Here is a 26,889-nt window from a genome sequence, read left to right as displayed (position 1 = left end):
CAAAAATTTATTGCCTATAAATAAATTTTAAACATCAAGCTTAATAGCCACGTGCTAAGATGCACGTGGCTATTATTTTATACGTAAAATACTACCTTAATCATTTACGCAAATCCATTTACTGTCCAATAGGTGGCTTTCTATAACCTCAATCCCATTAGAAGAGCCCCACTACCCTATCAAGTATCCCAGTCACATCAAGAAACACGATGATAATTACCAGAGGAATGATGAACCTCATGATAAAGAACCATATATTAAATGCTTGGGCGCCTAGGCGTGAATGCTGTAATAGTTCCTCTCTCAAGGTGCTTTTCTTAATCTTATATGAAACGAAGATCGAGATTAATAGTACTCCGAGTGGCATTAATATGTTGCTGACTAAATAATCGGCTGAATCGAACAAGTTCTTCGAGAAGATTAAGATATCAGAAAAAGTACTATAGGATAATGCAGAGGGAATGCCTACTGCAAAGATTAAAATGCCAATGAAATAGGCATATTTGGTTCTCATCTCCTCTTTTCCTTTAACGATGGCTGCCACGATAATTTCCAACATGGAGAAGGCCGACGTTAAAGTGGCGAATAGGAATAATGCTAAAAACCCTAATAAGAAAACTTCTCCAAATACGATTTGGTCAAACACCGCAGGCAATACAACGAACAGTAAACCCGGCCCTTCAGCTGGCTCTAATCCTAGTGAAAATACAGCTGGGAAAATGGCCAATCCTGCTAATAAGGCAATCAATAAATTCATCGCGACGATGGATATGGCTGGTTGGATTAAGCTTTCCTTTTTTGAAAGGTATGAACTATAAGTCACCATGACCGACACTCCAACACTTAAGGAGAAGAAAGCCTGGCCCATCGCAAACAGGACACTTTGAGAAGTCATGCTAGAAAAATCAGGTGCTAGAAAGAATTTGACACCTTCCAGAGCGTTATCTAATGTAAGTGAGCGAATGATCAAAACAATAAAAAGCAGAAATAAAGCAGGCATCAATATTTTACTCACTTTTTCGATCCCATTTTGAATTCCTTTCGCTACAACCAAAACTGTAAAGGCTAAGAAGATAAATTGAGCTGCAAGGACCAACAACGGATTGCCGATCGTCCCGTTAAAGACAGAACCATAATCTGCACCCTCACTAATTATTCCACCAAACAGACCTTTGCCGAAATAGATGACAATCCATCCACCAATTACGCTATAGAAAGATAGTAGAAGAAAACAGGTGAATACCCCTAATCTTCCAATCCAATGCCAGTTGCTGTTGGGAGCTAAACTACGATATGCACTGATGGCTTCCTTTTGTGTGCTCCTGCCTATAATGAACTCAGCCAATAATAAGGGAAAACCCATAAACAAAGAGAATAAAATAAAAAGAAGAAAGAATGCCCCTCCCCCACTCATCCCAGTAACATATGGGAGCTTCCATATGGCACCTACCCCTATCGCCGATCCTGCTGCGGATAAAATAAAACCAATCTTCGATGACCATTGCTCTGTTGTTTGCATGCTAACCCTTCCTTATCCCTTTTTATTATGGTTCCCTAAAAACAAATCAAAGACAAAAAAAGCCACGTCTCTATCTGTAACGATAGGGACGTGGCTTCACGCGGTACCACCCTAATTGGAAACAATACTGTTTCCCACTTGTTAAAATAACGGTTTAACCCGTTTTATACCACTTTCTCTTTTGCAGTATAAAAAAAGCTCCAAGAATGAAATTCACCTAGTCTTTGTATCAGTTTTCACCAACCACTGATTCTCTATATAACAGGGAGACCGGCTTAATGGGTTTCTTTTCGTCGCTCGCTCGATATGTTAATTAACAAGATTATAGTACGATAACTCTTATAGGTCAATCATTATTTAAATATTTAGACTATACAAGAGGGATTCTTCTCACATCTCATTCCCTTCATCATCGCGGCGAAGATCTATTATTACAGCATAATTATATGAGTTTTGGAAGAATGAATTACTTCGAATAAAATAATAAAGTTATTCATAATCTACATGAATATAAGGATTCTTTCCATTTATGGCCCCTTTGGAATATCTTGGACACATTTTTTATCGTGAAATATGTTATACTATTAGTAAAGAGGGTGCATAAATTGAAAAGTAATAAATACAATAGTGGCGAAACCGTAACGATCCTTGAAACTGATGAATTAGTTACAATTAGTAAATGGGCATATGTAAAAAACATGAAAAGATATTCTTATACAGTCAAAGAACATCCAACAACATTCTTCTTTGAAGAAGAACTGGAGAAAGCATAAGCTTTCACTTTTTTTGTATGCAATGATTTCCTTACTCTTCAATGGAGTAAGGTTTTTTTATGTATAAACGGCGACAACAAAGAACAGACTCCCCTAGGGGAGTCTGTTCATATAGGTTACGATTTAGTTTTAAAATTAAGCTTTTTGAACGTTAGCTGCTTGAGCTCCACGAGCACCTTGCTCAACGTCAAAAGTTACTTTTTGACCTTCGTCTAAAGATTTGAAACCTTCGCTTTGGATAGCTGAGAAATGTACGAATACGTCGTCTCCGTTTTCACGTTCGATAAATCCAAAACCTTTTTCTGCATTAAACCATTTAACTGTACCTTGTTCCATTTTTGTTGCCTCCTAGTGCATAACACACATTGTATTACTATTTTTGATTTTTCAAGAAGATACTAATACCTTTTTTCATTACCAAAAACAATTCTTTATTAGAATAACACGAAACGATAAAAATAGCAACTACGCTGCAGAGAAATTAAATTTGTTATTTCATAAAAGGCCACTAGCAAATAATTATGAAGAGATTGCCCGCTCTTTTGCTTTTCATAATTTTTCCAATTATATGATTTAGATTTTTAATTAGGGGTATATCAGAGTATAAGAAACCGTTCTTTTACTTTCGTACAGATTAAACAACATAGGAGGTTTATTAATGAAATATTATAAGGTCTCGAATAGAGGATTCGATAGTAAGGTCATTGCCGCCAGTAGCGATTATGAAGCGCTTGGCTTTTATTTAATGGAGATCGATGATCAACTTGGTTTTGTTGATGATATAGATATAGAAGAAGTCGATGCTGAAGAAAAAGTTGAGGTTTCCTATATTGGATACCCTGTTTATAAGACGATTGAACAAATCTATCAAGAGAATGAGTTCTGGGAGGTGCCTAATATAGTAGTGGAAGTCGAGTGAATTTGAAATGCCCACCTTTTCACGAGGGGGCATTTCATAAATATTGAATGAACGTCTCAAAACAGTTGGGTCAAATAGTACTTTGTTATGGCCAAGTATTCACGGATATATGATTTCACTAAAGCGATTCGCGGCGTCTTTGCAGGAACCCCTGTCACTTTCAATCCTTCTCTTTCAGCCATTTTCACGGCTCGATAAAGATGAAAATCATTCGACACAATCAATCCAATCGATGAAGGATCCGGAATGAACTCTTTCGAGAAAGCAATATTTTCACTGGTTGATGTAGATTCGTCCTCCATGATGATTCTTCCTTCTTCAATTCCCTGGTTGATAAGCCCTTGTTTCATTGCCTCGGCTTCTGAAATGTCTTCTCCAGGACCTCTGCCACCAGAGACGATGGCCACCGTACTTCCATTCGATTTTAAATAGTCTGCTGCCTTATCAATCCGGTATTGTAATGATAAAGATGGAACATTCCCTTTTACTCTTGCTCCTAAAACGATAAGGTATCCCGCATCTTCAGGGATTGGCTGATGGCTGCTTTCCATGATCTTCATATGTAAGATTCCAAAGTATACGAGCAGCACGACCATACCCATACCGCCAAGCTTTATCCCCTTTTTCATAGTACCGCTCCGTTTCTTTTTCGCTTACCATTTTCCCTTTTTGTTCCAAACTGCATTACAAAAGTGGAGCAATCAATGAAATTATTAATCTGACAAAAAGATGAAATTAAAAGTGTAATAGAAGTTTTAATCTTCCCCCATCATGTCTTCGTAAATCCACTTTCCTATTAGACTAATGACTTGACGGCTTTCTTCCTCGGTTTTCATGTCCTCAGTCAGGACTGCGGCGTAGACGGTTTGTTTGTCTGAACGGATGATCCCACAATCATGGGCGACACCACGAATCCCCCCCGTTTTACTTGCCACTTTCACACCCTTCCCCATTTGTGACGGAAGCTTATCCCTTAACTGTTGATTATCCATTATACGCAATATTTTTTCCTGGTTCTCTTTCTTTAAAAAGTCTCCAGTATATATCGCCTTTAGACAGGTAATGGTATCCGCTGCGGAGATGGTATTATCCCGGCCTTCTTTCAATGCTTTAAAATCCTGCATTTTCCGTTGAAGAATAGTCTGTTTAAGTCCAAGATCCTTTATACACTGATTAATTTCATCTTGGCCAAGCAAGGTCATCATCATATTGGTGGACGTGTTATCGGACACTGTAATCATCAATGACAAAAGATCTTCAACCGTTAAAAAAACTTTATTCGATAGAACATGCAGAACCCCTGATCCACCCGTCACTTCTTCAGGCGGGATCGTCACCGGCTGATTCAAATAAATCTTCTTTTCTTCGCTCTGACGATATCCTTCAATAATCATCGGAATTTTAATCAAACTAGCTGATTGGAAAGATTCATCCTCATGATATGCGATGGATTCCCCATCACTATTTTCAATTTTATAAGCAATGCGTCCATCAAATGATCCCACTGCATCCAAAATCTTGTGTTCAATGGTTTGTAAAGACATGGTTAACCCTTCCCTTCTAACGATTCATTAATTATGTAACACCTTACTAATTCTACCATGTAAAAGCATCACTATCTTCTATATATGCTTTATTGATTTATTTTCAAGATAGAACGTAAAAAGGCATTAAAATTCCCAAACAAAAAAGAGCATTCGATGAGAAAGCTCCTTTTCAGGTACATTATAATCTTATCTTGCTTTCATCGGTCTTCCTTTCACTATTGGAAACCGCTTCTTTTCGGTGGTGTCAACCTGGGTGATTTCCCCATCATGCACGGTTATGATAACTGACCCATATTGCAGTTCTTCCAAACTGGAAATGATATGTTTGATTTTTAACTCCTCTTTTTTTTCCATAGTGGCCCCCTTGAATAATGTTTATGAAGAAAACCCATGATAAAGGAACGATCTACCTCTAACGCTTTCTGTACTAGCGGTCAAATCATTCCATCCTTCTCTTCTTTTCCAAAAGATAAAGGCACCTTTTATCTATTATTAGATGGAAAGGTGCCTTTAGTTGACTAATCGGCATTATGAGAGTTGCTTGTCATTATGGCTGGTAATCGAACATACTAAGGAAAAGACGATGGCTTAATACACGCTAAACTATACTTTATTATCCTTACCTATAAACTTGGTATTATTACTATAATCCGTCTTTCATTATTTGTCAATGACGTTTTATAATATTCCGACTAATTCGTATATTTTATTCTGCCTATTTAGCACTTTACCAAACTAAACTATTTACGATATACTATTTTAAAATAAGTTTTTCGTTGAACATTACAATCATTGTCCTATAGAAAGGTTCGATTATAAATATGAAAAATAATAAATGGGGATTGCTGATCCTAACCACATTTGTAGTTGGCAATATGGTGGGCGGCGGTATCTTCATGCTTCCCGCCCAATTGGCGCAAGTATCAAGTCCGTTGGGAGCCACGATGGCGTGGGTTGTCACAGGCTTGGGAGTATTTTTAATAGCACTCGTTTTCGGTAACTTGGCTGTGAGAAAACCAGATTTGAAAGCCGGACCACAAAGTTATGCACAATCATTATTTAAATCACCTGTAAAAGGCAGATTTGCTGGATATAGCATGGCCTGGGGTTATTGGGCGGCTAACTGGGCGGCAACGGCCTCCGTCATCATATCATTCGCAGGTTATTTATCGACGTTTTTCCCAGTCATGCACAGTACGAAAGTGCTCTATACAGCAGGATCATTTGACCTTGAACTTGGTAAGGCACTAACATTTGGTGTTTGTAGCTTGGCACTTTGGGGCATACACTTCATTTTAGTCAGAAGTTTTAATGGTGCTGGTAAACTTAACCTTGTCGCAACAGTCACAAAAGTGATTGGCTTCTTATTTTTCATCATCGTTACTATTTTCATCTTTGATTCTTCTAACCTGGGAGACGGCGCTAAATTTTATAACGAAGAGGGTACATCATTTTCCTTAGGTTCCCAAATTAACAATGCAGCGATTTCTACCTTATGGGCATTCATCGGCATCGAGGCAGCCGTTATGCTTTCAAACCGTGCGAAATCACAGAATGATGTCAAAAAGGCGACGATCATTGGCTTGCTTATCGCTGTTGCCATTTATATAGGGATTACCATCTTGACGATGGGTGCTTTATCGCAAGAGGAATTGAGGGCATCTCAGAAACCACTAGTCGATGCTTTACAGACTGTGGCCGGTTCCAGCGGCACATATCTTATGGGAGCACTAGCTGTCATTTGCTTATTAGGTTCAACGATAGGGTGGGTCGTCGTTGCATCGGAAGTTCCTTATCAAGCAGCGAAATCGGATATATTCCCAGCTTACTTTGCAAAGGCAAATAAAAATGGAACGCCGGTACGCTCCATGACGATAACGAATTTAATGACGCAGCTGTTCTTGTTTTCCACTATTTCAGGAACCATCTTAGTCGCATACAAATTTTCCATGATCGTTGCAACTCTTGCTTATTTGGTCCCTTATCTCGTATCAACTTTGTATCAATTAAAGTTAGTTTTGACTGGAGAAACGTACGATATCATGAAGGGATCCAGGACTCAAGACGGCATCATCACCTTCCTGGCATTGATATACTCCATATGGGTCATCAAGACAGGCACAGCCGACATGGAAACGTTCATGTTAGGTATCTATTTATATGTTCTAGGCTTTGTTCTATACCCGCTTTGGATGCGGAAGAGAGCTTAACAGGAAAACGCCCTGGCATTAATTAATATGCCAGGGCGTTTTCTATATTTCATCCAGAATTATTTTTGTATCCAGATGTATGGATTCTCCTGGTTGCAAATCCTGCAAACCCGTTACTTCCACTGGTAATTTCAGATTGGGGGCATTCGTGATCCATGTGTAAGGCTCGGGACACAAGAACCCGTCCTCATTGAACACTACCCAATATTTAAAATGGTGATCCGCTTGATAACGCACTTGTATACCAGCTTTCGGATCGGTTAAAATAGCTTCATTTGTTCGTTTTTTTTCCTCATCATAGCTAAAAATGTCATCATATTCCCGTCCCTCTCCTATTATCCTCCTTTGAATTTCATCCTTATTTGGCAACGTGATGTATTTTCCAGTCGGCAATGACCTTCCATTCAGCTCCCACTGTTTATTTACGGGCAAGGAAATCTCGCAATCCGAATAGTCATTTCTTGATATAAACGGAAAATTGAAGATCGTATGATACCCTGCACCCCACGGAAATGACTCGCGACCGATATTGTGAATGTTCATTTGGATATCCAGTCTCTCTTCCTTTACTATATACGTCATGTTCACTTTGAACTCATGAGGAAAATGCGGATACATGGAAGGAAAATCACTGCTCAAAAATTCCGTAACGATTACGACTCCCTCCTTGCCTGCCTCTCTTTTTAGGACCTTCCAAGGCTTATCATGCAAAAAACCATGAATGTGATTATGTTTCTCCCATTCATTTACCGGAAATGTATAGGTTGTTTCCTTATATGTAAAGGTCCCATCTTCTATGCGGTTAGGTGGGAACAGGATTGGCATGCCGTATAGGATCGGCACTTTTTTGTAGTCATCCAACGACTTTGGAGTCCTCAATATATCTACATCTTTTTTCTTGGATTTTAGCGATAGTAGATTACTTCCCAAAGCTGGAACGATCATTGCTTCAATGATATCATTGCCAAAGATTATAGCCTCTTCATTTAAAAACATCTGGTCTTTTATATAGGATTCCATCTTCTTTCCTCCTCTTAGATTCCATATACTTACACTCATCCTACTAGTCTAGTACCCTTTTGACAACTGGCTCTCACCACTTTTCCATAATCTGATTCTTTCCAATATAACTTGGCCTCTAAAATAGAAAAAAAAGGATGCTCCCCTAGGAACATCCTTTTTTTGCTCAGTTATTGCTTTCGCTTATTAAGGCGACTATGCCTTCTTCGTCATCCAATACAAGCTCGATGCCTGAATATGGGTCGATATTTAAGTATTCATCCAGCCATAATCGAAGCGCTTCAATCAAGTTGATCGTGATCAATACTTGCTTCCTGCCATCAACGAACGTTTCAGCTGAGAAGCCATAATCATCATCATACATCAATTCAACTTCCACTTCATTGGGCTCGACCTGCTTTTTACGAGCAATGTATACACATACTGCATTAATGATATCTTGTTCGGAAATTCTTAGCCTCTCCATGGGTTTGGATCCTCTTTTTTCTTCTTATCTTGGAAGTAAACGAAAATCTTGCGGATAATGACCACGATGGCAACGATCGCAATAACGTTGACTAATAGTCCAAGGATGGAACCGAGAGCTCCCATATTGGCAAATAGGCTACCAAAAAGTAAACCTGCAAGCCCTCCAAGCATGATTCCTTTCATTAAGCCGCCCTTAGTAAATGAGTTGCCGCTTTTTGTATCGGTTTTCGCTTTGTTTGTATTTGCATCGGATTTATTCGTTTGTTTATTTTGGAAATTCGAGTTGTTATTCGTATTGTTATTCGAGTTATTATTGTTGAAGCTTCTTTTCCCGGATTTATAACCCCTTGCATCAGCGGATTGTGAATGGTCCTGGAATACATACGCACCAACTGGCGAGAAAGCTAATGTGATAGTTAGTAAAGCAGCCATAATTTTTTTCATCATGTGTTTTTTGCCTCCATTTTTTAGTAGTAGGAATGTTGTTTCATTAAATGTCAGTAAGTTTACAAGTTAAATCCACATCACCTATCCTTATTTCATCTTAATAGTATTTACGATATTAATCAAAATAAGTTTCACTTTTTTTGTTTTTATCCGTATTTTTTATAAAAAATGGGCAGGGTGATCATCACCCTGCCCATTAAGACACTATTATTTCACCCGAACTACACGGCCATTGAATTTACTTGCCCAATATCCGCTGCTCATGTTAGCAACAGCCACTCCTGTTGAACTTTGAGAGCCAATGAACTTGCCTCCTCCAACGTAAATACCAACGTGTCCATCAGTTTTATACGTGTTGAAGAATACTAAATCTCCCGGTTGCATCTGGCTTTTTGAAACTTGCTTTCCTGCACCTGTCAAGGCACCAGTGCTTGGTGGTAGATTAACACCTGCTTGTTTGTAAGCCCATGCAACAAATGCTGAACAATCGAATCGGCCGTTTGCAATATCGGATGCCGTTCTTCCGCCACCGAAAACATATGTTGAATTACCGATGTATTTATAACCTGCTGTGATTGCAGAACCTACGTTAGCTGTGCTTGGTGCTGCTATAGTCTTGCTTTCACTCTTTGGAGTTGTTGAAACATTACTTTTTGGTGAACTTTTTGACGTACTTGATGAAGATTCAGTTGATGATGATTCATTTTTAGAAGAACTAGTAGAAGGCGCTACATTGCTATCTACATGATCATCTACATGGTTAGTAGAAGATTTCTGAACTTCTTCCGCCACACGGTTTAGTTCGGCCTTTTCAGCCGCTTTACGTTCTTCTTCTTTTTTAATGTTTTCACGAATCGTTGCTAATTTGCCCGCTAAATCTGCATCTTCATTTTGTAGGGCCTTTTTAAGAGCTTCTGTTTCAGACTGTTTCTTTTCAAGTTTAGATTTCATTTTTACACTAGCTGCTTTTTGTTCCTTAATTTGAGATTTCATACCTTTTAGGTCAACTTGCATCTCTTTAAGGCTTTGTAATTTCTTCTCTACTTCTTCATGTTTTGCTTCTAGCTCAGCTTTATCCGCTTCTTGCTGAGTAAGAATCTCCTGATCTGCTTCAACGATAGCCGCAACTGCTCCTACACGGTCAACAAGATCACGGAAACTAGTAGATCCTAAAACTACTTCAAGGTAATTAACGTCACCGCCGCTCTCTTGGAAAGAAAGGGCACGCTCCTTTAGGATTTCTTCGCGTTTTGCAATTCTTTCCTCTAAAGCAGTAATTTCTTTTTTCAATGAATCAATATCTTTTTCCGTTTCAGTTACTTCTATATTGGTTTTCTTGATTTTTTTATCGTTTTCTTCCATTGCATTAACGATTTCTTTAATCCGGGAATCCATTTTCGCTTGCTCTTTCTGTAAGTCCTGAATGACTTTTTCAGCATCTGAAATATCGGATTGAATTCCGGCACGTTCTGATTGAATATCTGAAACAGATTCCGCATTGACCATCGGTGCGGCAAAAATGCTTCCTAAACCGAGCATAATAGTGGTATTTAATACGATTAACTTTTTCTTCAAACTCATTTCCCCTACTTTCTTCCCTAGCAATTCAATTGACCCACTTCTTTCTATCTAAGAAAATAGCAATCAAATTGAACCACAGGAATCTCTTCTCTATTTTTAAAAGCATTATGTACTTTTCTAGGATTGATTTCATATTACATAAAATACAGAATTTCTTTGAGCTCATTACCTAATACGTAGTATATCACCGCTTTTTGTCAAATACGTAATAGCAATATTACATTTATATTTCATTTTTAACATTAAACATATTTTTTCGACATTCAGACGAGATATATAGACCAATATTTGACAAGTTCCCTCTAGTAAAACGACAAACTCCCACATGATAATCTATCCAATTATTAGTATAGAAGAACCACAACTTATGATAGTCAATAGGTTTGGTGTTGTCAAAAAAAGGCACTTATTACTTTTTAAAAAGAATATGGTCCGAAACCTTGATTCGGTTCCGGACCATATTTTTTACATTTTTTCGCTTTCATTAGGGAGTTCTTATTAGTATGATTCCCTTACATTTTTCAGATTCCGGCCATATAGTCAACAAAAACTTTCAACTCTTTTGGACGAACAAACACAATATCTCCCTTTTTTAAAGAAAGCTGATTAAATTGGTCTTTTGTAAGTTCGATTTCGAGCGGTTCCTGAATGTCCTGACGAATCACTTCAATACGGACAATCGGTCCGATTGCATGAATATGATCGATGACGGATTCAATAGAATCGACATTGGATGGTCCTTTTTCGATAATGAAGTTATGAGATCTTACATATCCTGTGCTATCTCCGTCCTCACTATCCGGTACGTGAATTTCCACATTCCCGGTTGCAAGCTTTCCTTGATGGACCTTTCCCTTGAATAGGTTAACACTGCCGAGAAAGTCATAAACAAATGGATTCTTTGGATGTTCGTATACTTCATCTGGTGTTCCAATCTGTTCGATTTTCCCCTCATTCATGATGACGACCCGATCGGCGACATCCATCGCTTCTTCCTGATCATGTGTTACAAAGACACTCGTGACATTGAACTCGTCATGCAGCTTTCTTAACCAACGCCTAAGTTCTTTACGGACTTTGGCGTCCAGTGCCCCAAATGGTTCATCGAGCAACAAAATATTTGGCTCTACGGCCAGTGCCCTGGCTAAAGCCACGCGCTGACGCTGGCCCCCGGATAATTGAGAGGGATAGCGATCTTTATATCCTTCCAGTTTAACCAGTTGGAGCAGTTCCGTAACTTTTTCTTCAATTGCTTTTTTGCTAGGTCTTGTTTTTCTGGGCCGTACCTTTAAACCGTATGCAACATTATCAAAAATGGTCATGTTTCGGAAAAGGGCATAATGCTGGAAGACAAAACCGACGTTCCTATCCTTCACGTGCTTGTTTGTGTAATCCTCTTCATTAAATAATATATGTCCGTTTTCTGACTGTTCAAGACCAGCTATGATGCGGAGCAACGAAGTTTTCCCCGAACCCGAGGGACCCAGTAACGCAACAAGCTCCCCACTTTTTATTTCTAGATTGATATCTTGTAGGGCCTGAAACGACCCATAATATTTTGTAACGTTTTCGATGATGATGCTCATTGTACATCCCCCTACCTAGCTTTTGTAGATTTCAGGTCCGTTTTCCATTCTATTAGACTCTTTAAAACCAACGTTATAATTGCAAAAATGGACATTAACGATGCCACGGCGAATGCCGCTGAAAATTGATATTCATTGTATAGGATTTCAATATGAAGTGGCATCGTGTTCGTCATGCCGCGTATATGGCCTGATACAACCGATACGGCTCCAAATTCCCCAATCGTCCTCGCATTGCACAAAATGATTCCGTATAATAAGCCCCATTTAATATTGGGCAACGTTACATACCAAAAAGTCTTGAACCCGCCAGCACCAAGGGTAAGGGAGGCTTCTTCTTCAGAGGTTCCCTGGCTTTGCATAAGTGGAATCAATTCCCGTGCTATAAAAGGGAAGGTAATGAATAGGGAAGCAATGACAATGCCCGGTATGGAAAATATCACTTTTATATCGTACGACTGCAAAAATGGACCAAGCGCTCCATTCAGACCAAATAATAGGACGAATATCAAACCGGCAATGACCGGTGACACGGAAAATGGAAGATCGATCAACGTAACTAAAAAGTTCTTCCCTTTAAATTCATATTTTGTAATCGTCCATGCCGCCACTACCCCGAATATGGCATTCAAAGGTAATGTGATCAGGACAACGATCAAAGTTAATTTAATGGCAGCCAAAGAATCTGGGTGAGCAATCGCCGCAACATACGCTTCTGCTCCCTTTTCAAAGGCTTTTACAAAGATAGCAATCAACGGAACGACCAAAAAAAGCGTCAAGAATAGCAATACAATGGAAATAAGGGTCCATTGGATAAGTTTTGGCTCCTTCGTAGCGTTTCTTGTTAAGATGACTGGTTTATTTGGCTCTGTAGCCACAGGATGATGATTGGCCAACAAGGTCCCCTCCTATTGTGCGGAATATCTTCTACTAGTCCACCATTGCAAGATATTAATGGTGAGCAAAATCAGAAATGTAATGACAAGCATAACCGTCGCCACGGCAGTTGCCCCTTGGTAATCATACTGTTCAAGCTTCGTCATGATGATAAGAGGGGAAATTTCTGTCTTAAAAGGCATATTGCCAGCAATGAACACGACGGATCCGTATTCGCCAAGTGCCCTCGCAAATGATAGGGCAAACCCCGTCAAGATTGCGGGAATCAATTCTGGAAAAATAATTTTAATAAATGTCTGCATTCGGTTTGCCCCTAGTGAAGCAGATGCTTCTTCCATCCCCTTTTCTATATTTTCAAGCACGGGTTGAACCATTCGTACAACGAAGGGAAGACCAATAAAAATGAGGGCAATGATAATCCCGATAGGGGTAAAGGCAATCTTAAATCCAAAAAACTGTCCAATCCACCCGTTCGGTGAGTATAAAGTGGTTAACGTAATGCCGGCAACTGCCGTTGGAAGGGCAAAAGGCAAGTCGACCAGGCCATCGATGATCCGTTTCCCTGGAAACTCATAACGTGTCAGAACCCAGGCAATTAAAACGCCAAAAACTGCGTTCACAAATGCCGCAGTTAAAGCCGTCAGAAAACTTAATCTATAGGAAGCAACAACTCTTGGTTCAGTGATGGTCTCCCAAAAATCCTTCATTCCCATTGAAAATGTATTTAAAAAAACCATGGATAGGGGAATCAAGACGATGATGGATAAATACAGTAATGTCAATCCCATCGCCAACCCAAAACCAGGTATCGTCCTTTTTCTCTTACGCTTGACTTCAGTCACAATATTCATGGTATCTCCCCAGCTCTTTCTACTTAATTAGTGAAGGAGAAGAAGAATCAAACATCCCTCTTCCCCTCTAACACTTATTTTGGTTGATATATTTCGTCGAATGTACCACCATCATTGAAGTGGGTCTTCTGGGCTTCATTCCAGCCGCCGAACTTCTCATCAACCGTTACCATGTCAATGTCGGCAAACTGTTCTTTATGGTTTGCCAGAACCTTTTCATCCCTTGGTCGATAGAAGTTCTTAGCCGCAATTTCTTGCCCCTCATCCGTATACAAATACTCTAGATATGCTTCCGCCACTTCCTTCGTTCCCTTTTTCTCAACCACTTTGTCGACTACCGCCACTGGAGGTTCGGCTAAAATACTTATGGAAGGATTGACGATTTCATATTTATCATCGCCGAATTCCTCAAGCGTTAAATACGCTTCGTTTTCCCAAGCAATTAGTACGTCACCGATTTCTCTTTCCACAAATGTAGTCGTGGCACCCCTAGCACCGGAGTCCAACACTTCCACATTTTGATAAAGTTTTTTCATGAACTCTTTTACTTTCGCTTCATCATCATTGAACTTCTTCTCGGCAAATGCCCATGCGGCCAAATAATTCCACCTTGCCCCCCCGCTTGTTTTTGGGTTTGGAGTAATGACGGAAACATCCTTTTTGATTAAGTCATCCCAATCTTTGATGCCTTTCGGGTTATCCTTTTTTACTAGGAATACAATGGTCGACGTGTAAGGTGTTGAATTTTCCGGCAGGCGCGTTTGCCAATCTTTTTCCAAAAGGTTACTGGCTTCATTGATGGCATCGATGTCATAAGCCAATGCAAGCGTCACGACATCCGCTTCCAATCCGTCAATGACCGCTCTTCCTTGCTTACCAGAGCCTCCGTGCGATTGCTGAATCGTAACATCTTGACCTGATTCTTCCTTCCAATGTTTCGCGAATGCTTTATTATATTCTTGGTACAACTCACGGGTCGGGTCATAGGACACGTTCAGTAATTCTACGGATTTAGGCTTTCCTTCTTTTCCTTCAGTCTTTTCGGAACTACAACCAGCTAGCACCCCAAATGCTAAAACCAAACTTGAAAACGCCAATAACCTTTTCATAATCTTTCCCCCTGTTTTTAACTTTCTTTAAACAAAATAGGCATACTACTTCCTCATTTAAAGTTAGGAAATAGTATGCCTTCAGTTTTCTGATCAGCAAATATTCTGTTTTCTTTTTTACGTATCCCTACCTTAAAGCAAAGTATCCCAAGTTGTCAACTGTGTTTTTTGTCTTCCAGACCGTTTTAAGCATTCCCGTTAAGAATGCTCCCTTCCAAAAGCCCTATACTATTACGTTTAGCACCGCTTCAACTTTTTATAATATTCTGATTAAATTTCATTTTCAATCTAAATCACACGAGTTAAATAAAAAAGGAAAGAGCCCACATCACCTAAGTGATTGGGCCCCTTCCTTAAACATTTTGAGTTGTTTTATAGAGTCCATGATCTACAATATACTGATAACAAACATCTGGCAGTAAATATCTTGGCTCTCCGCCCATGCTGAACTCGTCTCTTATATATGTTGAACTGATTTCCATGGAAAGACCTTTATCAATTAGGTGAAATGTATTGCCATTATCATAATTTCTCAGTAAAGGGCTTTTGGAGATGACCTTGAGCATATCTATTCCTTCTCGGGCCATGATAATGAATTTATGATTCGCAATCAATTTTTCTCTGAATTTCCAGCGAAGATGCACCGGTAATTCCTGATTATCCATATCTTGAAGCAAATCGGCCCCCATGATGAAATATACCTCATCCTTCGGATACTGCGCTTTAAAGTACTCCATCGTATACCATGTATACTGTTTGCTGATTCCTGCTCGTTCATATATTTCATAATCACTCACTTCAAATAACGGATTTTCCTTGATGGCGAGACTTAGCATATTCCAGCGGTGCTCATTGCTTGTTTTCATCTGTTTATCAATCCGATTATTGGCACATGGTAAAAAAATGACTTTATCAAGCTTGGCTCGATGCGCAATGGTCGATGCCGTCCATAAGTGTACATTCGTAATAGGATCGAAGGAAGATCCATAAATACCGATTTTGCTCATCCTTATCTCTCCTCACCTAATCCTTTCGTTTCAACACCGCTCTGACCGGACTGCCATCCCCCTTCTCCAAAGCGAGTGGCAGTGCGGCCAAATCATACAGACCCGGTTCTACGCCTTGAAGAACAAGGCCTTCAAGAATGTGAATCCCGCAACTTGCCAGGGCATGGTGAGCAGGTAATTCTTTACTGTCTAGATAATCGACGGAAGGCAAATCCAATCCGAGCAATTTCACCCCTTTTTCAGCTAAGAAGGAGGCTAAGTCCGGTTCGATTGCCGGAATTGCATCAGGGAATTGGCTGAGGTCCTTCCACTTCCCCGTTGCCAGCAATAATCTCTCGATCCCATTCAATTCGATGTCAACTAAAGCTTCTATCCCAATACTTCTATCGACATCGACCTGGACGACAAGTGCTTCCCCGATATATAAATCCAAGTCCAGCTCCAGGATTTTCTTTCCTTCTTCATCAAAATGAAAAGGTGCGTCAATATGTGTACCTAAATGTGTGCTCATGCGAATTTCGCCAACATTTACGGAAGATCCCCTGGCTATCTCAGCATTCAAGCGATAGGAATATGGTGTATCTCCTGGCCAATATGGCGTATTTTCATTAAGCGGCTGAGAAATATCTTTCCATTTATGCATCGTTACCTCTCCAATCATTCCGTTCACAATTTTGTCCGAAGTGTCCAGAGTTCGGGGAAAAATGGCTGATTCACTACCTTCTTTAAATAGTTCACGCCAGTAGAACCTCCAGTTCCCATTCTCTGTCCTATAATCCGCTCCACCGTGCTCATATGATTGAATCTCCAGAACTGCTGTTGACTGCCGATATCCACCAGTTTTTCAGCCAATTCATATAGATCCCAATATTGATGTACATCCCTGTACACCGCGAGCCAGGCTTTCTCGACACTCTCGTTTTCCACATAAGGTTCTGACCAATCTCTGTTCAACATCGATTCTTCAATAGAAAACCCCCTCGCGGCCAAGGCTCCAATTGCCGCATCGTAAATACTGGGCTTATTCAACTCGGACACCAGGGATTCATAAAGGTCAGGCTGATGACGAAACACGGCCAAGATTGGCTTGTTTTTTTGTCCCATTGCACTTTCAATCATTCGGTTTTGAAAGGATTGGAAGCCCGATGAGTTTCCGAGTTTATCCCGGAACTCCATATAGTCGGATGGGGTCAAGGTCGAGAGCACATTCCATGACTGAACGAGCTGCTGTTGAATTCTCGAAATCCGTGATAGCATCTTGAAGGAAGGTTCCAATCTTCCTTCCGTGATATGCTCCGTAGCCGCAGTCAATTCATGAAGAATCAATTTCATCCATAACTCGCTGGTTTGATGGATAACGATAAATAGCATTTCGTCATGATGACCGGAAAGCAACCTCTGACTCGATAATACTTGGTCCAAATTCAGATAGTCACCGTAGGACATCTCTTTTTCAAAATTCGTTACCATTCCTTCTTCCAAGCGACTTTCTTCGATTGATTCCTTATCCATGCATGCGTCACTCCCTTTATCTTCTTTTTACTCTCATCATCAACATGTATGTGAGCCATAGAAAGATCAACCAAGGAATACCGAACTGCAAAACGATTTTAAAGGGTTCGGTAAACCAGGTTGTTACCGTTAAGGCCAATAGAAAAACCGCTCCAAGTATCGTTAAATAAGGATAACCGTACATTTTGACAGGTAATTTCCGCCCCCCTGTTCTTTCCCAGTTTCGCCTGAAAAACAGATGGGAGATGAACACCATGAACCAAGTGAAAATGGCCCCGAACATCGATATCCCCATCATGAATGCATAAGATGTATCGGGAAGAATGACCTTTATCCCCGCAGCCAGAAAAATACCCAATGTGGAGATGAGCAAGGCGCGGACCGGTACTCCTTTTCGACTCACTTTCTTAAAGAAAGGCGGTGCCTGCCTTTGTTCGGATAGTGAAAAGATCATTCTTGTGGAAGCATACAGCTGACTATTCATTGCTGATAAAGCTGCCGTCAAAATGATAAAATTCATGATTCCGGAGGCTCCCGGGATATTTAATATTTCCATGACCTTCACGAATGGGCTCACTTCAACGCCCGCTTTCTGCCATGGAACGATCATCAACATGATGCCGATTGTAAGTACGTAAAAAGTCGACAGCCTGAAAACGGTTGCCTTCAAGGCTCGTGGTACAGCGATATCCGGATCTTTGGCTTCGCCTGCAGTCACTGCAATCATTTCTGTCCCTAAAAAGCTGAAGAGAGAAATGAAAACAGCCACCCATAATCCCCAAAAACCAAAAGGCATGAACCCCCCTGCATTCACATAGTTCTCCATCCCCATTCCCGAGGCTGGTTCGGCACCAATCAAAACATAAGCTCCCAGTAAGATGAAAATGACGATGGCGCTGACTTTAATCAAGGAAAATACATATTCAAAATTCCCGAAAGTATTGACACTGGTTGCATTTACATAGATGAGTAAGGCGGCAAAAAGAAAAATCCACACACTCCCTGGTACATCAGGAAACCAGTATTTCATATAAACAGCGATTGCACTGACTTCGACCCCAATGGCAAGGACATTGGCTATCCAGTAGGAATATCGGACAAGAAAGCCTGCAAGTGGACTGATGTACTTCTCGGCAATCGTCCCAAAGGATCCGGAAGTTGGATAAGCGACCGTTATTTCCGCCAAGCATCCCATTAATAACAAAACAACGAACGCACCGACAGCATAGCTAATCAATACGCTTGGACCGGCTATCGATATCGCTAGACCGCTCCCTAAAAACAAGCCGGTCCCAATCGCACATCCCATTGCGATCATCGTGATTTGATTGGTTGATAACTCTCTTTTCAATTTATTATTTTCCATGTTTATTTTCCAAACTAGGCAATGATTCCCCGTATATTTTCATAACTCTCATATAACTTCCCTTGCATGATTTTTTTTAGTGCCTGGACCGTTTCCCATACTTCCTGATAGGAGGTATAGAGGGAGACAGGTGCAAGCCGGATCATATCCGGTTCGCGGTAATCCGGAATGACGCCCTCATTCTTCAACGCTTTACATATCCGTGCTGCTTCTGGGTGCTCAAGGATAATATGAGCCCCCCTTCGAAAATCATCTCGAGGGTTCCCGAATGAAAACCCATACTCCATAAGTTCAGAGTCAATCAAGTCCATAAAATATTGTGTCAAAAGCAAAGATTTTGTACGAATCTGTTCGATACCCACTTCGGCAAACATTTCAAGCGAACCGACTAGTGGAGCCATACTTAATATATGTGGCGTTCCGATCTGAAAGGCCCCTGCTGAATCAGACTTGGAGAATGAGTGTTTCATGTCGAACTGTTCATCCTTTTTTGACCCGAACCATCCAGTCAACCCTGGCCTTTTATCGAAATGTTTTCGATTGACATATAAGCCTGCAACACTTCCCGGTCCTCCATTCAAATGTTTATAATTACACCAAAATGCAAAGTCGACCTCCCACTCGTCAAATTGGTGTGGAACAGCACCCACTGAATGACACCCATCAAACCCAATGATGATTCCTCTAGTGTGCGCTTCCTTTGTTAATCGTTTCATATCCAGAATCTGTCCGCTGCGGTACAAAACCGTTGGCAACACGACCAAGGCTACTTCCTCTGACATCGCGGCAATGATATCGTCTTCCATAAGAAGTTTACCATCACGGCTTTTCACCTGCACTAAATGTGTTTCCGGATCAAGCCCGTGTAGCAAAAGCTGGCTTTGAAGCGCATAAATATCACTCGGAAACGTCAGCTCATCGGCCAATATCTTGTTCCGTCCTTCCTTCGGTTCAAAGAAAGTTGCCACCAGCTGATGAAGGTTCCCTGTCGTCGAGCCACTCATAATTACTTCATCACCTGACGCCCCCACCAAAGGGGCACTCAACTCTCCCAATCTCTCAGAGAAATAAAACCAAGGGTTATCACCTTCCGTCCATCCCTCGATTCCATATCTCTTCCAGTCTTCCAATGAATTCAAAAGACTTTTTTCCGCCCTCTTCGATAATAGTCCCAATGAATTTCCGTCCATATAGATGGTCCCGGGAGTCAAGTAAAATTCCTTCCGATAAATGGCTAAGGGATCACGTTGGTCCAATTTTCCTGCAAACTCTTTCATTGGCTGAAAATGATATGTATCCATGTTTATTTTCCTCCGTTTCTTCCATGCTGGTTTTCTTTCATTTATATATTCTTACACCCTCCCAAACCAACCGGTGAACCCTATTGGGATCCTTTTCTATATAATCCCTTTTATCAAAAATCATCGTATAATGATTCGTTTCGTCATACTTCGGCCAGACTTCTCCTTCCGGCGGATTGGGATTCCCATATTTCGCAAAGTTAATCCAGTGACCTTGCATCCGTCGAGATAATTTCAAGGCAGCACGCTTAGCGCCAAAGGCAGTAATCCGTTTTCCAACTATAGAATCGAAAGTCTGGAAAACATATAAAATCTCCATCCCATGCGTCGCCCCTAGTTTGCTAAACTTTAAAGAGGGGGTTTGGTAATCGAAGCGGTACATCCATGTTTTCTCCTGACGGCTGTATGCCTCTGCATACCAAACCGAAGGCATATGAAAAGTCGCATCACGCCCCAAGCCTAGGGTAGCCTCTTTATTAGGGAAGGTTAGGTAAGCGTTGGTGATTCGCTCCTCCGCTTCAGGATCTGTATTTTCGAACATCTTATGAATCATTTCTTCGGTTGTCGGAATTAACGGGGGATCCATTTGGTCAAATAAAGTCGCTTCATCTTTATTTGTACCAATAAGAAGGGGAATGCCAGCAGTGGCTCCTGAACGAATGGCTTCCAATGGATAGTCAGGTAAAAAGTCACCATCAACGACTGGACCAAAAGAAAGCGAACCAGGGAGATCTTGAGAGTTTTGCTGTAATAATTCATATGAAGCTGTAACGATTTTCTGGACGGGAAGTGTTTTTAACACATCGACTTCATTCTCTTCAATCCCGAGAATATCGAGAAATTTCTTACTGAACTGTCGTGCAAAACCTTTTCCGTAAACTGAAGTAGGAGCAGGACTTTGGGCAATGGCCTGTTTAAAAAGCCCTCTTGCAGAAGGTACTGTGAGTAAAGTCGTAACGGCATTGCCACCAGCTGATTCACCAAATACCGTAACATTCTCCGGGTCTCCTCCAAATGCTACAATATTCTCTTTTATCCATTTCAACGCAGCGACTTGGTCACGTAAACCTAGGTTGGAATCAAAGAGTTCCTCCTCATGATTCCACTCCGTAAAATCCAAATATCCTAAAGCACCTAACCGATAATTGATGCTTACAACCACTACATCTCCTGTTTTGGCTAACACATGACCGTTGTACATATCAATCGAACCCGATCCCGTAATATATGCTCCACCTGGAATCCAAACCATGACCGGGCGCTTCCGATCATCAGCATTAGGAGACCAGATATTCAGGAATAAACAATCCTCATCCATTTCTTCACTGCCTGTCATCCCCATCCTGGCTGCCCTTTCCAACGGTTGTGGTGGCACAGCGCCGAAATTGACTGCATCCAGGACACCGTTCCATCTTTCAACAGGCTCCGGGGAGCGAAAACGCAATTCGTCGATTGGAGCTCTCGCATACCTGACGCCTTTCCAAACGCCTACACCATTTTCTACGGTTCCTTGAAGATGCCCTTTTGCCGTCGTTACAATTGAACCAATCATCCACTCACCCTTTCTGAATCTATATATTATAGTTCTTCTTTTCCCATTCCCCTATCTCCTTCCCCTTTGCCGAAAAAAAGTTTTTATTACTCTTACAAGCTACGGAAAAAATAAAAAAAAGACCAAAGTGGTCTTTTTTGAATGAGGAAAAACTTTTGTTCATGTAAGCGCGTTCATGATACTAATCAAAGATCCGCCTCTTAGGGAGAGCTGATGAACAGCAAACTTCAGTTGCTGTTCATCCAGCTGTTCCAAGAGTGGCTTTAATTCAAGAACTTCCCGCTCCAGTTCTTTCAGGTTTAAAGAAATCTTATCGACTTTTGCTAGTACCTCTCCCGAATCCACAGGTTTGTCGGACCAGATCTGCAGCCGCTCCTTGATTTCGGTCAACGGCATGTTTTGCTCTTTATATCGATCGATCATACTAAGTCGATTGAGCGCATCCTTCGTATAATATCGATACCTCGATCCAGTCTTCTCATAGGTGAGCAATCCCAATTGTGTATAATAGTCTATGGTTCTCCTTGATACATTAGCTAGTTCAGCAAGCTGGCCAATCCGATATAAATCCATCCAGACAGTCACCTTCTTTTATAATCTCTCATTACGGTAACTATACCATAAAAAGCCGAAAGGATGACTTTAGGGTTACATCTATAAGACTACTTGATCTGATTTGACATTTACATATTGCTTGGCAAAATATAAAGCTTCTTCCTTGGATTTAAAGAAATGCTGTTTTTCTATTTTATGATATAACCCGGTACTTATTAGCAACTCCTTAGGTTGTTGCTGAATTCCGGAGATGACTAATTTCCCTTTATATTTCCTTATTCGATTGACAATGGCCAGCAGAGCGGCCTCGGCTGACGTATCCATATAGGATACCCTTCGCATGCTCAATACTAAAACGCCCGTCTTATTATCTAAATTTTCCAAAATATTAGATTCCAGTACATCAATGGATCCAAAGAATAAGGGACCTTCCAAATTGTAAACATCGATTCTTGAATCCGAGCTTGCAGTCGTTGGAATAATTTCCGGATAAACTTCGTGACTTCTTTCCCTGATTTTTAATGAGTGGCTCATCTTAATGATAAAGGTGATGAAGGCAATCAATAAACCGATACCGACACCCATGATTAAATCCGTTAAAACAGTGACAAGAAATGTCACAAACAGTACAACAGAATCAGCCGACCTTGTTTTTAAGACATGGGCAAATTCCTTCCGTTCACTCATGTTCCAAGCGACAAACATGAGGATTGGCGCCATGCTGGCTAAAGGAATATGTGTGGCATAAGGAGATAAGACGAGCAGGACCATCAAGACCACGATTCCATGGATAATCCCTGACATTGGTGAAACGGCCCCAGTCTTAATATTCGTGGCCGTTCTGGCAATAGCACCTGTAGCCGGGATTCCGCCAAAGAATGGTGTAGCGATGTTGGCTATGCCTTGACCGACTAATTCCTTATTGCTATCGTGTTTTGATCCACCCATGTTATCTGCCACGGTTGCCGATAACAATGATTCAATTCCTCCTAATAATGCGATTGTAATCGCCACTGGGAGAAGGTTGATAATGATTTCCACCGAAAGCTCTGGCACTTTAAATTCAGGGAAACCTCTTGGAATCGCTCCATATGTAGATCCAATCGTAGCCACCTTACTAGGGAAGAAATAGAAGGCTACCACTGTGGAAACAAGTAATCCAAGAAGAGGTCCTGGTACTCGTGGAAGTACTTTCGGTGCTAACAGGATCACAATAAAGCATATTAGCGCCACACCTATGCTATAGACATTTATCGTATCTGCTTTAACCACCAATTCTTTCATATTAGCTAAAAACGTTTCATGCTTTTCCACCTTCATGCCTAAGAAGTTAGCAATTTGGCCGGAAAAGATAATGATCGCAATGCCTGTCGTAAAACCAATGATAACGGGGCGGGGAATGAATTTCATCATATTCCCTAATTTAAGCAGTCCCATCACCACCAACATAATCCCGGCTAAAAACCCGGCAATGAGAAGACTTTCGTAACCGTATTGCATGACGATTCCAAATAGTAATGGAACAAAGGCTCCAGTCGGCCCACCAATTTGGTACTTAGACCCACCCAAAAGCGAAATGAGAATTCCTGCAATGATCGTCGTATACAAGCCATATATGGGTTCCACTCCGGATGCAATGGAAAAAGCTAGTCCAAGGGGAATGGCTACCACTCCCACTACCAGGCCTGCCGTCAGGTCTTTTTGAAATCCTTTCATGTTGTATCCTTGGAATCTACTATCCTTCATCATAAATTCACCCTCACATCCTTCATTTTTTTAGTCCACTCTATTGAAAACGGTTATTGAAAAAAGTAGGTGTACATATTTTGGGGTAGCGACGTAGTCGCCTTACATCTTAGAAAAAGAAAAAGTGTAAGGGGAGTTTTCTTTTCACGGTAAACCTTTGAGGATTTGATAGATTGTAAGAAGTAACTCTCATATGTAATCTCCTTTGTCGGGTTTATTCATGGTTTCGAACCATGTTCCCATATTATATAGTAAAACGTAAAACTGTACATTACTTACATTGTAAACAATTCTTTACAATCCATTACGTTTTGATTACAAAATAGGACCATCCCTCTACACTAGTAAATTAGGTGCCCGACCTATTAATGAGTTTTAGGAACATAGAATGCGAGTCCATATACCTGAAACAAAAATTGGACAAATGAAAGGGCTTGTCGTCTTCGTATTGAGTAACGATGGTAGAGATGCGAATAAAAGAGGCGCAAAAGAAATAAGCTGATTTCTTTCTGCGCCTTGTATGTTAATTTTCAGCCTGAAAGGTAGCAGGATTAATCCAATCGAGCAACGAATATTTAACACAAACCAGGGGAGATGATGACTTATATAATGAAAAATGAAATGACGTTCAAACGACCTTATTTAACTCTTATCGGACTTGAAATCATCACTTTGCTTTTCGTTTCAATAGGGGCTGCCATCACTGAAATAACAAAGATGAGTAACCCCATTGCGCCTTTTATGGGCTTCATTCCGCTAGCACTCCTCTTGATTTTTTATTTTACTATAAAGAATCGATGGGGCACCTTTTATTTTCATTCAATCCGGAAGCTATCCGTCCGGGAATGGGTTTTATATACGCCCTTGCTCTTCTTTTTAATCCTTCTTGTCATCTTCAACGAAGGAGTGTCCATTCAATCCTTTTCTTATCTAGTCTTATTAAGTTTGGGGATTATGACAAATGCCTTTGTTGAGGAATCCGTATTTCGTGGCTTGATGCTGAAGATCCTCCTACCAAAGGGAGAGATCAAGGCCATCATCATTTCAAGCTTATTCTTCGGGATTGGGCACTTTGCCCAGGCATTTCAAAATCCATCCTTTTCTATTTTCATACAAGTGTTCTATGCATTACTAATAGGTCTCGTCTTAGCTTTACTCGTCATTCAAACTCAATCGATCATCATTCCGATCATCTTTCACTTCCTCCATAACCTTTTGCAATATACCGGTCGAATTGTATCAGATGTTGCCACGATACGAATGACGGATATTATTTTAATAGCTTTTCTCATCATTTATATCATTGGTTTGCTTATGTTTAGAAAAAAGAAGAGAAGCTCTCATTCTCATTCATCGGTTACAATCGATAGATAAATTTCATCCAAAAAAATACCCGTCCTTAACAAAGGACGGGATCATTTATTATTCATACTCAATCCACGACTGGAAGCCAGCCTTTTACATTGATTAATTTTTCCCAAAGGGGATCTGGAATGACCAATTCATCTTGATCCTTCTTCGAAAGTGTCGTGCGTATTTCCTTTTCTTTACCGGCCTTGATTTTTTCAATCCAGTACGGTTCCATAAGCAGCTCCCTGCCAAGTGCAATAAAAGGAACGCCCGTTTCCATGGCCTCTGCCACTTCTTCAGGTGTATGAAGGGCCCCTACTCCGATTACTGGAATTCGATTGCCCACTTTTTCATATATTTTAACGATTCTCGATTCCGTTCTATCACTCTCACGGAATGAGCCGTTCCAGAAATGACCTACCGATACATGGATGTAGTCCAGGTTTTGATTCGCAAGCCGGTCTACGAATTGAAGCGTATCATCCAAAGTGATGCCAGGCTCGCTACCCTCTTCCGGAGAAATGCGGTAGCCGATGACAAACGGATTTTTCGCATGCTCTTCCACAGTCTTTTCTACTTCATTAACAATGGAAAGTGGGAATATCATACGTTTTCCAAGCGTTCCCCCCCATTTATCTGTGCGACGATTGGAATGAGGAGAGAAGAACTGCTGAAGTAAATATGTATTCGCCCCGTGAATCTCGACACCATCAAATCCTGCTTTGATGGCTCTTCTCGTTGCCTCTCCAAACGCTTTAATCACTTCTTGAATTTCATCTTCCGTCATTTCACGAGGAACAGGTGCACCCTCGCTTGATGCAACGCTGCTTGCAGAAACCGGTTGATTATCCGGTAATAAATCGGGCGGACTTTGGCGACCTCCATGATAAATTTGCAAAATGGCTTTGGCCCCTTTGCCTTGAATGGTTTCTGCCACTTTTCGGAGTGATGGAATAAATGCATCATCATCAGCACTGAATTGGCCAGGGAATCCTTTTCCACCTGCAATTACATAGGCACACGCTGTGATTACCGTACCCACTCCTGCCGAACGCTCTGCATAATAAGCTAATTCCTCTTCCGTCACGTATCCTTGGTCATCTGAAGAATAATGCGTCATCGGTGCCAACATGATACGGTTTTTCACTTCGACCCCAGAAGAGAATTTATATGGTTGAAAAAGCTTTTCGTATAATTCTGTCATGCCTAATTCCCCCTAATTTTTAATGATGGTGATGGCCGTGAGGCTCTTTCGAAGGATTGGTTATTTCGAAACCTTCTTCTGGCACATAAAAATATTTAATCCATACTCCGTCCAAGAATTCTTCACGTGAATCCAGCAGTATATCGATATCCTTATCCGTCTTGACAATTTCATCATGCTCCGTCGGAACATCAAGCTTCATCTCATAGTGGGCATGATCGCCGTGCATATGCGTGATATACACCCGAATCATTTTCCCTTCCGCTTCTTCGCTACTCAACATCTTTTGTAATACCTTTGCTGCATTTCGATTAATCTTGCATTTCATATTAATTCCTCCAACATCTGAAATTTCTATGTACTAAAAAT

27 protein-coding genes and 1 other annotated feature are annotated in these 26,889 nt (G+C 40.7%); of the genes, 4 read left to right on the top strand and 23 right to left on the bottom strand.

The window, feature by feature from the left end:
- Positions 1-157: 157 nt before the first annotated feature.
- The gene (locus tag ACIQXU_RS06205) at positions 158-1,519 is read right to left on the bottom strand and encodes a sodium-dependent transporter (protein ID WP_402987564.1); all 1,362 of its coding nucleotides are present in this window, start codon (positions 1,517-1,519) and stop codon (positions 158-160) included.
- Between the two features lie 81 nt (positions 1,520-1,600).
- Positions 1,601-1,822, bottom strand: a binding site (T-box leader).
- A 302-nt stretch (positions 1,823-2,124) separates the two neighbouring features.
- Between ACIQXU_RS06205 and ACIQXU_RS06200 the strand changes: the two genes are divergently transcribed.
- Complete coding sequence (locus tag ACIQXU_RS06200; RefSeq protein ID WP_402955962.1) at positions 2,125-2,292, top strand: hypothetical protein; 168 nt, start codon at positions 2,125-2,127, stop codon at positions 2,290-2,292.
- Positions 2,293-2,427: 135 nt separating this feature from the next.
- Here the strand turns inward: ACIQXU_RS06200 and cspC are convergent, their stop codons facing one another.
- Positions 2,428-2,628, bottom strand: a complete 201-nt coding sequence (gene cspC / locus ACIQXU_RS06195) for a cold shock protein CspC (protein ID WP_010331195.1) — start codon at positions 2,626-2,628, stop codon at positions 2,428-2,430.
- 322 nt (positions 2,629-2,950) lie between these two features.
- Between cspC and ACIQXU_RS06190 the strand changes: the two genes are divergently transcribed.
- Entirely contained in the window at positions 2,951-3,211 is a 261-nt protein-coding gene (locus ACIQXU_RS06190; protein WP_402867884.1) for a hypothetical protein, read from the top strand.
- 56 nt (positions 3,212-3,267) lie between these two features.
- Here ACIQXU_RS06190 and ACIQXU_RS06185 read toward each other — a convergent pair whose 3' ends face one another.
- The 3 genes from ACIQXU_RS06185 to ACIQXU_RS06175 all read right to left on the bottom strand — a co-directional run bounded on the left by ACIQXU_RS06185 (position 3,268) and on the right by ACIQXU_RS06175 (position 5,112).
- Entirely contained in the window at positions 3,268-3,840 is a 573-nt protein-coding gene (locus tag ACIQXU_RS06185; protein ID WP_402987560.1) for a YdcF family protein, read from the bottom strand.
- A gap of 126 nt (positions 3,841-3,966) precedes the next feature.
- Positions 3,967-4,755, bottom strand: coding sequence for a serine hydrolase (locus ACIQXU_RS06180; RefSeq protein WP_402987557.1), 789 nt, complete (start codon positions 4,753-4,755; stop codon positions 3,967-3,969).
- Positions 4,756-4,944: 189 nt separating this feature from the next.
- Entirely contained in the window at positions 4,945-5,112 is a 168-nt protein-coding gene (locus ACIQXU_RS06175) for a DUF2292 domain-containing protein (RefSeq protein ID WP_402867881.1), read from the bottom strand.
- Between the two features lie 467 nt (positions 5,113-5,579).
- Here ACIQXU_RS06175 and ACIQXU_RS06170 point away from each other — a divergent pair, with 467 nt between their 5' ends.
- A complete protein-coding gene (locus ACIQXU_RS06170; protein ID WP_402987554.1) occupies positions 5,580-6,968 on the top strand; it encodes an amino acid permease in 1,389 nt (462 codons plus the stop codon).
- Between the two features lie 42 nt (positions 6,969-7,010).
- On the opposite strand, the gene ACIQXU_RS06165 is transcribed toward ACIQXU_RS06170, so the two are convergent.
- From ACIQXU_RS06165 to ACIQXU_RS06090, 16 genes are all read right to left on the bottom strand, one after another.
- Positions 7,011-7,988 (bottom strand): aldose 1-epimerase, encoded by a 978-nt coding sequence (locus ACIQXU_RS06165; RefSeq protein WP_402987551.1) that lies wholly within the window; start codon positions 7,986-7,988, stop codon positions 7,011-7,013.
- 166 nt (positions 7,989-8,154) lie between these two features.
- A complete protein-coding gene (locus ACIQXU_RS06160) occupies positions 8,155-8,454 on the bottom strand; it encodes a YxcD family protein (protein ID WP_402867878.1) in 300 nt (99 codons plus the stop codon).
- A complete protein-coding gene (locus ACIQXU_RS06155) occupies positions 8,442-8,900 on the bottom strand; it encodes a hypothetical protein (RefSeq protein ID WP_402956042.1) in 459 nt (152 codons plus the stop codon). Before ACIQXU_RS06155 ends, ACIQXU_RS06160 begins: the two co-directional genes overlap by 13 nt.
- A 210-nt stretch (positions 8,901-9,110) precedes the next feature.
- Positions 9,111-10,484 (bottom strand): C40 family peptidase, encoded by a 1,374-nt coding sequence (locus ACIQXU_RS06150; protein ID WP_402988009.1) that lies wholly within the window; start codon positions 10,482-10,484, stop codon positions 9,111-9,113.
- 521 nt (positions 10,485-11,005) lie between these two features.
- Positions 11,006-12,070, bottom strand: a complete 1,065-nt coding sequence (locus ACIQXU_RS06145; protein WP_402867877.1) for a sulfate/molybdate ABC transporter ATP-binding protein — start codon at positions 12,068-12,070, stop codon at positions 11,006-11,008.
- A gap of 11 nt (positions 12,071-12,081) precedes the next feature.
- On the bottom strand, positions 12,082-12,921 hold the full coding sequence (gene cysW, locus ACIQXU_RS06140; protein WP_402988006.1) for a sulfate ABC transporter permease subunit CysW: 840 nt from the start codon (positions 12,919-12,921) through the stop codon (positions 12,082-12,084).
- A gap of 57 nt (positions 12,922-12,978) precedes the next feature.
- Complete coding sequence (gene cysT / locus ACIQXU_RS06135) at positions 12,979-13,818, bottom strand: sulfate ABC transporter permease subunit CysT (protein WP_402987548.1); 840 nt, start codon at positions 13,816-13,818, stop codon at positions 12,979-12,981.
- 74 nt (positions 13,819-13,892) lie between these two features.
- A complete protein-coding gene (locus ACIQXU_RS06130; protein ID WP_402955950.1) occupies positions 13,893-14,927 on the bottom strand; it encodes a sulfate ABC transporter substrate-binding protein in 1,035 nt (344 codons plus the stop codon).
- 353 nt (positions 14,928-15,280) lie between these two features.
- Positions 15,281-15,934 (bottom strand): nicotinate (nicotinamide) nucleotide adenylyltransferase, encoded by a 654-nt coding sequence (nadD, locus tag ACIQXU_RS06125; RefSeq protein WP_402867874.1) that lies wholly within the window; start codon positions 15,932-15,934, stop codon positions 15,281-15,283.
- Positions 15,935-15,950: 16 nt separating this feature from the next.
- The gene (kynB, locus tag ACIQXU_RS06120; RefSeq protein WP_402955948.1) at positions 15,951-16,577 is read right to left on the bottom strand and encodes an arylformamidase; all 627 of its coding nucleotides are present in this window, start codon (positions 16,575-16,577) and stop codon (positions 15,951-15,953) included.
- Between the two features lie 23 nt (positions 16,578-16,600).
- A complete protein-coding gene (kynA, locus tag ACIQXU_RS06115) occupies positions 16,601-17,446 on the bottom strand; it encodes a tryptophan 2,3-dioxygenase (protein WP_402867872.1) in 846 nt (281 codons plus the stop codon).
- A gap of 16 nt (positions 17,447-17,462) precedes the next feature.
- Positions 17,463-18,812: an amino acid permease gene (locus ACIQXU_RS06110; protein ID WP_402987545.1), complete on the bottom strand. Its 1,350-nt coding sequence runs from the start codon at positions 18,810-18,812 to the stop codon at positions 17,463-17,465.
- Positions 18,813-18,826: 14 nt separating this feature from the next.
- Positions 18,827-20,113 carry a kynureninase gene (gene kynU, locus ACIQXU_RS06105; RefSeq protein ID WP_402987542.1) on the bottom strand — a complete coding sequence of 429 codons (1,287 nt, stop codon included), beginning with the start codon at positions 20,111-20,113 and terminating at the stop codon, positions 18,827-18,829.
- A gap of 37 nt (positions 20,114-20,150) precedes the next feature.
- On the bottom strand, positions 20,151-21,665 hold the full coding sequence (locus ACIQXU_RS06100; protein ID WP_402987540.1) for a carboxylesterase/lipase family protein: 1,515 nt from the start codon (positions 21,663-21,665) through the stop codon (positions 20,151-20,153).
- Positions 21,666-21,824: 159 nt separating this feature from the next.
- Positions 21,825-22,238 carry a MerR family transcriptional regulator gene (locus tag ACIQXU_RS06095; protein ID WP_402987537.1) on the bottom strand — a complete coding sequence of 138 codons (414 nt, stop codon included), beginning with the start codon at positions 22,236-22,238 and terminating at the stop codon, positions 21,825-21,827.
- 81 nt (positions 22,239-22,319) lie between these two features.
- Positions 22,320-23,969 (bottom strand): SulP family inorganic anion transporter, encoded by a 1,650-nt coding sequence (locus ACIQXU_RS06090; RefSeq protein WP_402955938.1) that lies wholly within the window; start codon positions 23,967-23,969, stop codon positions 22,320-22,322.
- A gap of 591 nt (positions 23,970-24,560) precedes the next feature.
- Here ACIQXU_RS06090 and ACIQXU_RS06085 point away from each other — a divergent pair.
- Positions 24,561-25,340 carry a CPBP family intramembrane glutamic endopeptidase gene (locus ACIQXU_RS06085; protein ID WP_402987535.1) on the top strand — a complete coding sequence of 260 codons (780 nt, stop codon included), beginning with the start codon at positions 24,561-24,563 and terminating at the stop codon, positions 25,338-25,340.
- A gap of 58 nt (positions 25,341-25,398) precedes the next feature.
- Here the strand turns inward: ACIQXU_RS06085 and ACIQXU_RS06080 are convergent, their stop codons facing one another.
- Together ACIQXU_RS06080 and ACIQXU_RS06075 are read right to left on the bottom strand one after the other, a co-directional pair.
- Positions 25,399-26,520 (bottom strand): NADH-dependent flavin oxidoreductase, encoded by a 1,122-nt coding sequence (locus ACIQXU_RS06080; protein ID WP_402987532.1) that lies wholly within the window; start codon positions 26,518-26,520, stop codon positions 25,399-25,401.
- Between the two features lie 19 nt (positions 26,521-26,539).
- On the bottom strand, positions 26,540-26,848 hold the full coding sequence (locus tag ACIQXU_RS06075; RefSeq protein ID WP_402867864.1) for an iron-sulfur cluster assembly accessory protein: 309 nt from the start codon (positions 26,846-26,848) through the stop codon (positions 26,540-26,542).
- Between the last annotated feature and the right edge of the window lie 41 nt (positions 26,849-26,889).

Source organism: Peribacillus sp. NPDC097284, from assembly GCF_044761765.1.
Lineage (GTDB): Bacteria > Bacillota > Bacilli > Bacillales > DSM-1321 > Peribacillus.
Note: the sequence above shows the minus strand (reverse complement) of the source record. Positions and strands in the feature narration are given on the sequence as shown.

Excerpts from the sequence above, each read along its gene's own strand:
- ACIQXU_RS06205 (WP_402987564.1), bottom strand. The coding sequence starts at position 1,519 with ATGCAAACAACAGAGCAATGGTCATCGAAGATTGGTTTTATTTTATCC.
- cspC (WP_010331195.1), bottom strand. The coding sequence starts at position 2,628 with ATGGAACAAGGTACAGTTAAATGGTTTAATGCAGAAAAAGGTTTTGGA.
- ACIQXU_RS06190 (WP_402867884.1), top strand. The coding sequence starts at position 2,951 with ATGAAATATTATAAGGTCTCGAATAGAGGATTCGATAGTAAGGTCATT.
- ACIQXU_RS06185 (WP_402987560.1), bottom strand. The coding sequence starts at position 3,840 with ATGAAAAAGGGGATAAAGCTTGGCGGTATGGGTATGGTCGTGCTGCTC.
- ACIQXU_RS06180 (WP_402987557.1), bottom strand. The coding sequence starts at position 4,755 with ATGTCTTTACAAACCATTGAACACAAGATTTTGGATGCAGTGGGATCA.
- ACIQXU_RS06175 (WP_402867881.1), bottom strand. The coding sequence starts at position 5,112 with ATGGAAAAAAAAGAGGAGTTAAAAATCAAACATATCATTTCCAGTTTG.
- ACIQXU_RS06170 (WP_402987554.1), top strand. The coding sequence starts at position 5,580 with ATGAAAAATAATAAATGGGGATTGCTGATCCTAACCACATTTGTAGTT.
- ACIQXU_RS06165 (WP_402987551.1), bottom strand. The coding sequence starts at position 7,988 with ATGGAATCCTATATAAAAGACCAGATGTTTTTAAATGAAGAGGCTATA.
- ACIQXU_RS06160 (WP_402867878.1), bottom strand. The coding sequence starts at position 8,454 with ATGGAGAGGCTAAGAATTTCCGAACAAGATATCATTAATGCAGTATGT.
- ACIQXU_RS06155 (WP_402956042.1), bottom strand. The coding sequence starts at position 8,900 with ATGAAAAAAATTATGGCTGCTTTACTAACTATCACATTAGCTTTCTCG.
- ACIQXU_RS06150 (WP_402988009.1), bottom strand. The coding sequence starts at position 10,484 with ATGAGTTTGAAGAAAAAGTTAATCGTATTAAATACCACTATTATGCTC.
- ACIQXU_RS06145 (WP_402867877.1), bottom strand. The coding sequence starts at position 12,070 with ATGAGCATCATCATCGAAAACGTTACAAAATATTATGGGTCGTTTCAG.
- cysT (WP_402987548.1), bottom strand. The coding sequence starts at position 13,818 with ATGAATATTGTGACTGAAGTCAAGCGTAAGAGAAAAAGGACGATACCT.
- ACIQXU_RS06130 (WP_402955950.1), bottom strand. The coding sequence starts at position 14,927 with ATGAAAAGGTTATTGGCGTTTTCAAGTTTGGTTTTAGCATTTGGGGTG.
- nadD (WP_402867874.1), bottom strand. The coding sequence starts at position 15,934 with ATGAGCAAAATCGGTATTTATGGATCTTCCTTCGATCCTATTACGAAT.
- kynB (WP_402955948.1), bottom strand. The coding sequence starts at position 16,577 with ATGCATAAATGGAAAGATATTTCTCAGCCGCTTAATGAAAATACGCCA.
- kynA (WP_402867872.1), bottom strand. The coding sequence starts at position 17,446 with ATGGATAAGGAATCAATCGAAGAAAGTCGCTTGGAAGAAGGAATGGTA.
- ACIQXU_RS06110 (WP_402987545.1), bottom strand. The coding sequence starts at position 18,812 with ATGGAAAATAATAAATTGAAAAGAGAGTTATCAACCAATCAAATCACG.
- kynU (WP_402987542.1), bottom strand. The coding sequence starts at position 20,113 with ATGGATACATATCATTTTCAGCCAATGAAAGAGTTTGCAGGAAAATTG.
- ACIQXU_RS06100 (WP_402987540.1), bottom strand. The coding sequence starts at position 21,665 with ATGATTGGTTCAATTGTAACGACGGCAAAAGGGCATCTTCAAGGAACC.
- ACIQXU_RS06095 (WP_402987537.1), bottom strand. The coding sequence starts at position 22,238 with ATGGATTTATATCGGATTGGCCAGCTTGCTGAACTAGCTAATGTATCA.
- ACIQXU_RS06090 (WP_402955938.1), bottom strand. The coding sequence starts at position 23,969 with ATGATGAAGGATAGTAGATTCCAAGGATACAACATGAAAGGATTTCAA.
- ACIQXU_RS06085 (WP_402987535.1), top strand. The coding sequence starts at position 24,561 with ATGATGACTTATATAATGAAAAATGAAATGACGTTCAAACGACCTTAT.
- ACIQXU_RS06080 (WP_402987532.1), bottom strand. The coding sequence starts at position 26,520 with ATGACAGAATTATACGAAAAGCTTTTTCAACCATATAAATTCTCTTCT.
- ACIQXU_RS06075 (WP_402867864.1), bottom strand. The coding sequence starts at position 26,848 with ATGAAATGCAAGATTAATCGAAATGCAGCAAAGGTATTACAAAAGATG.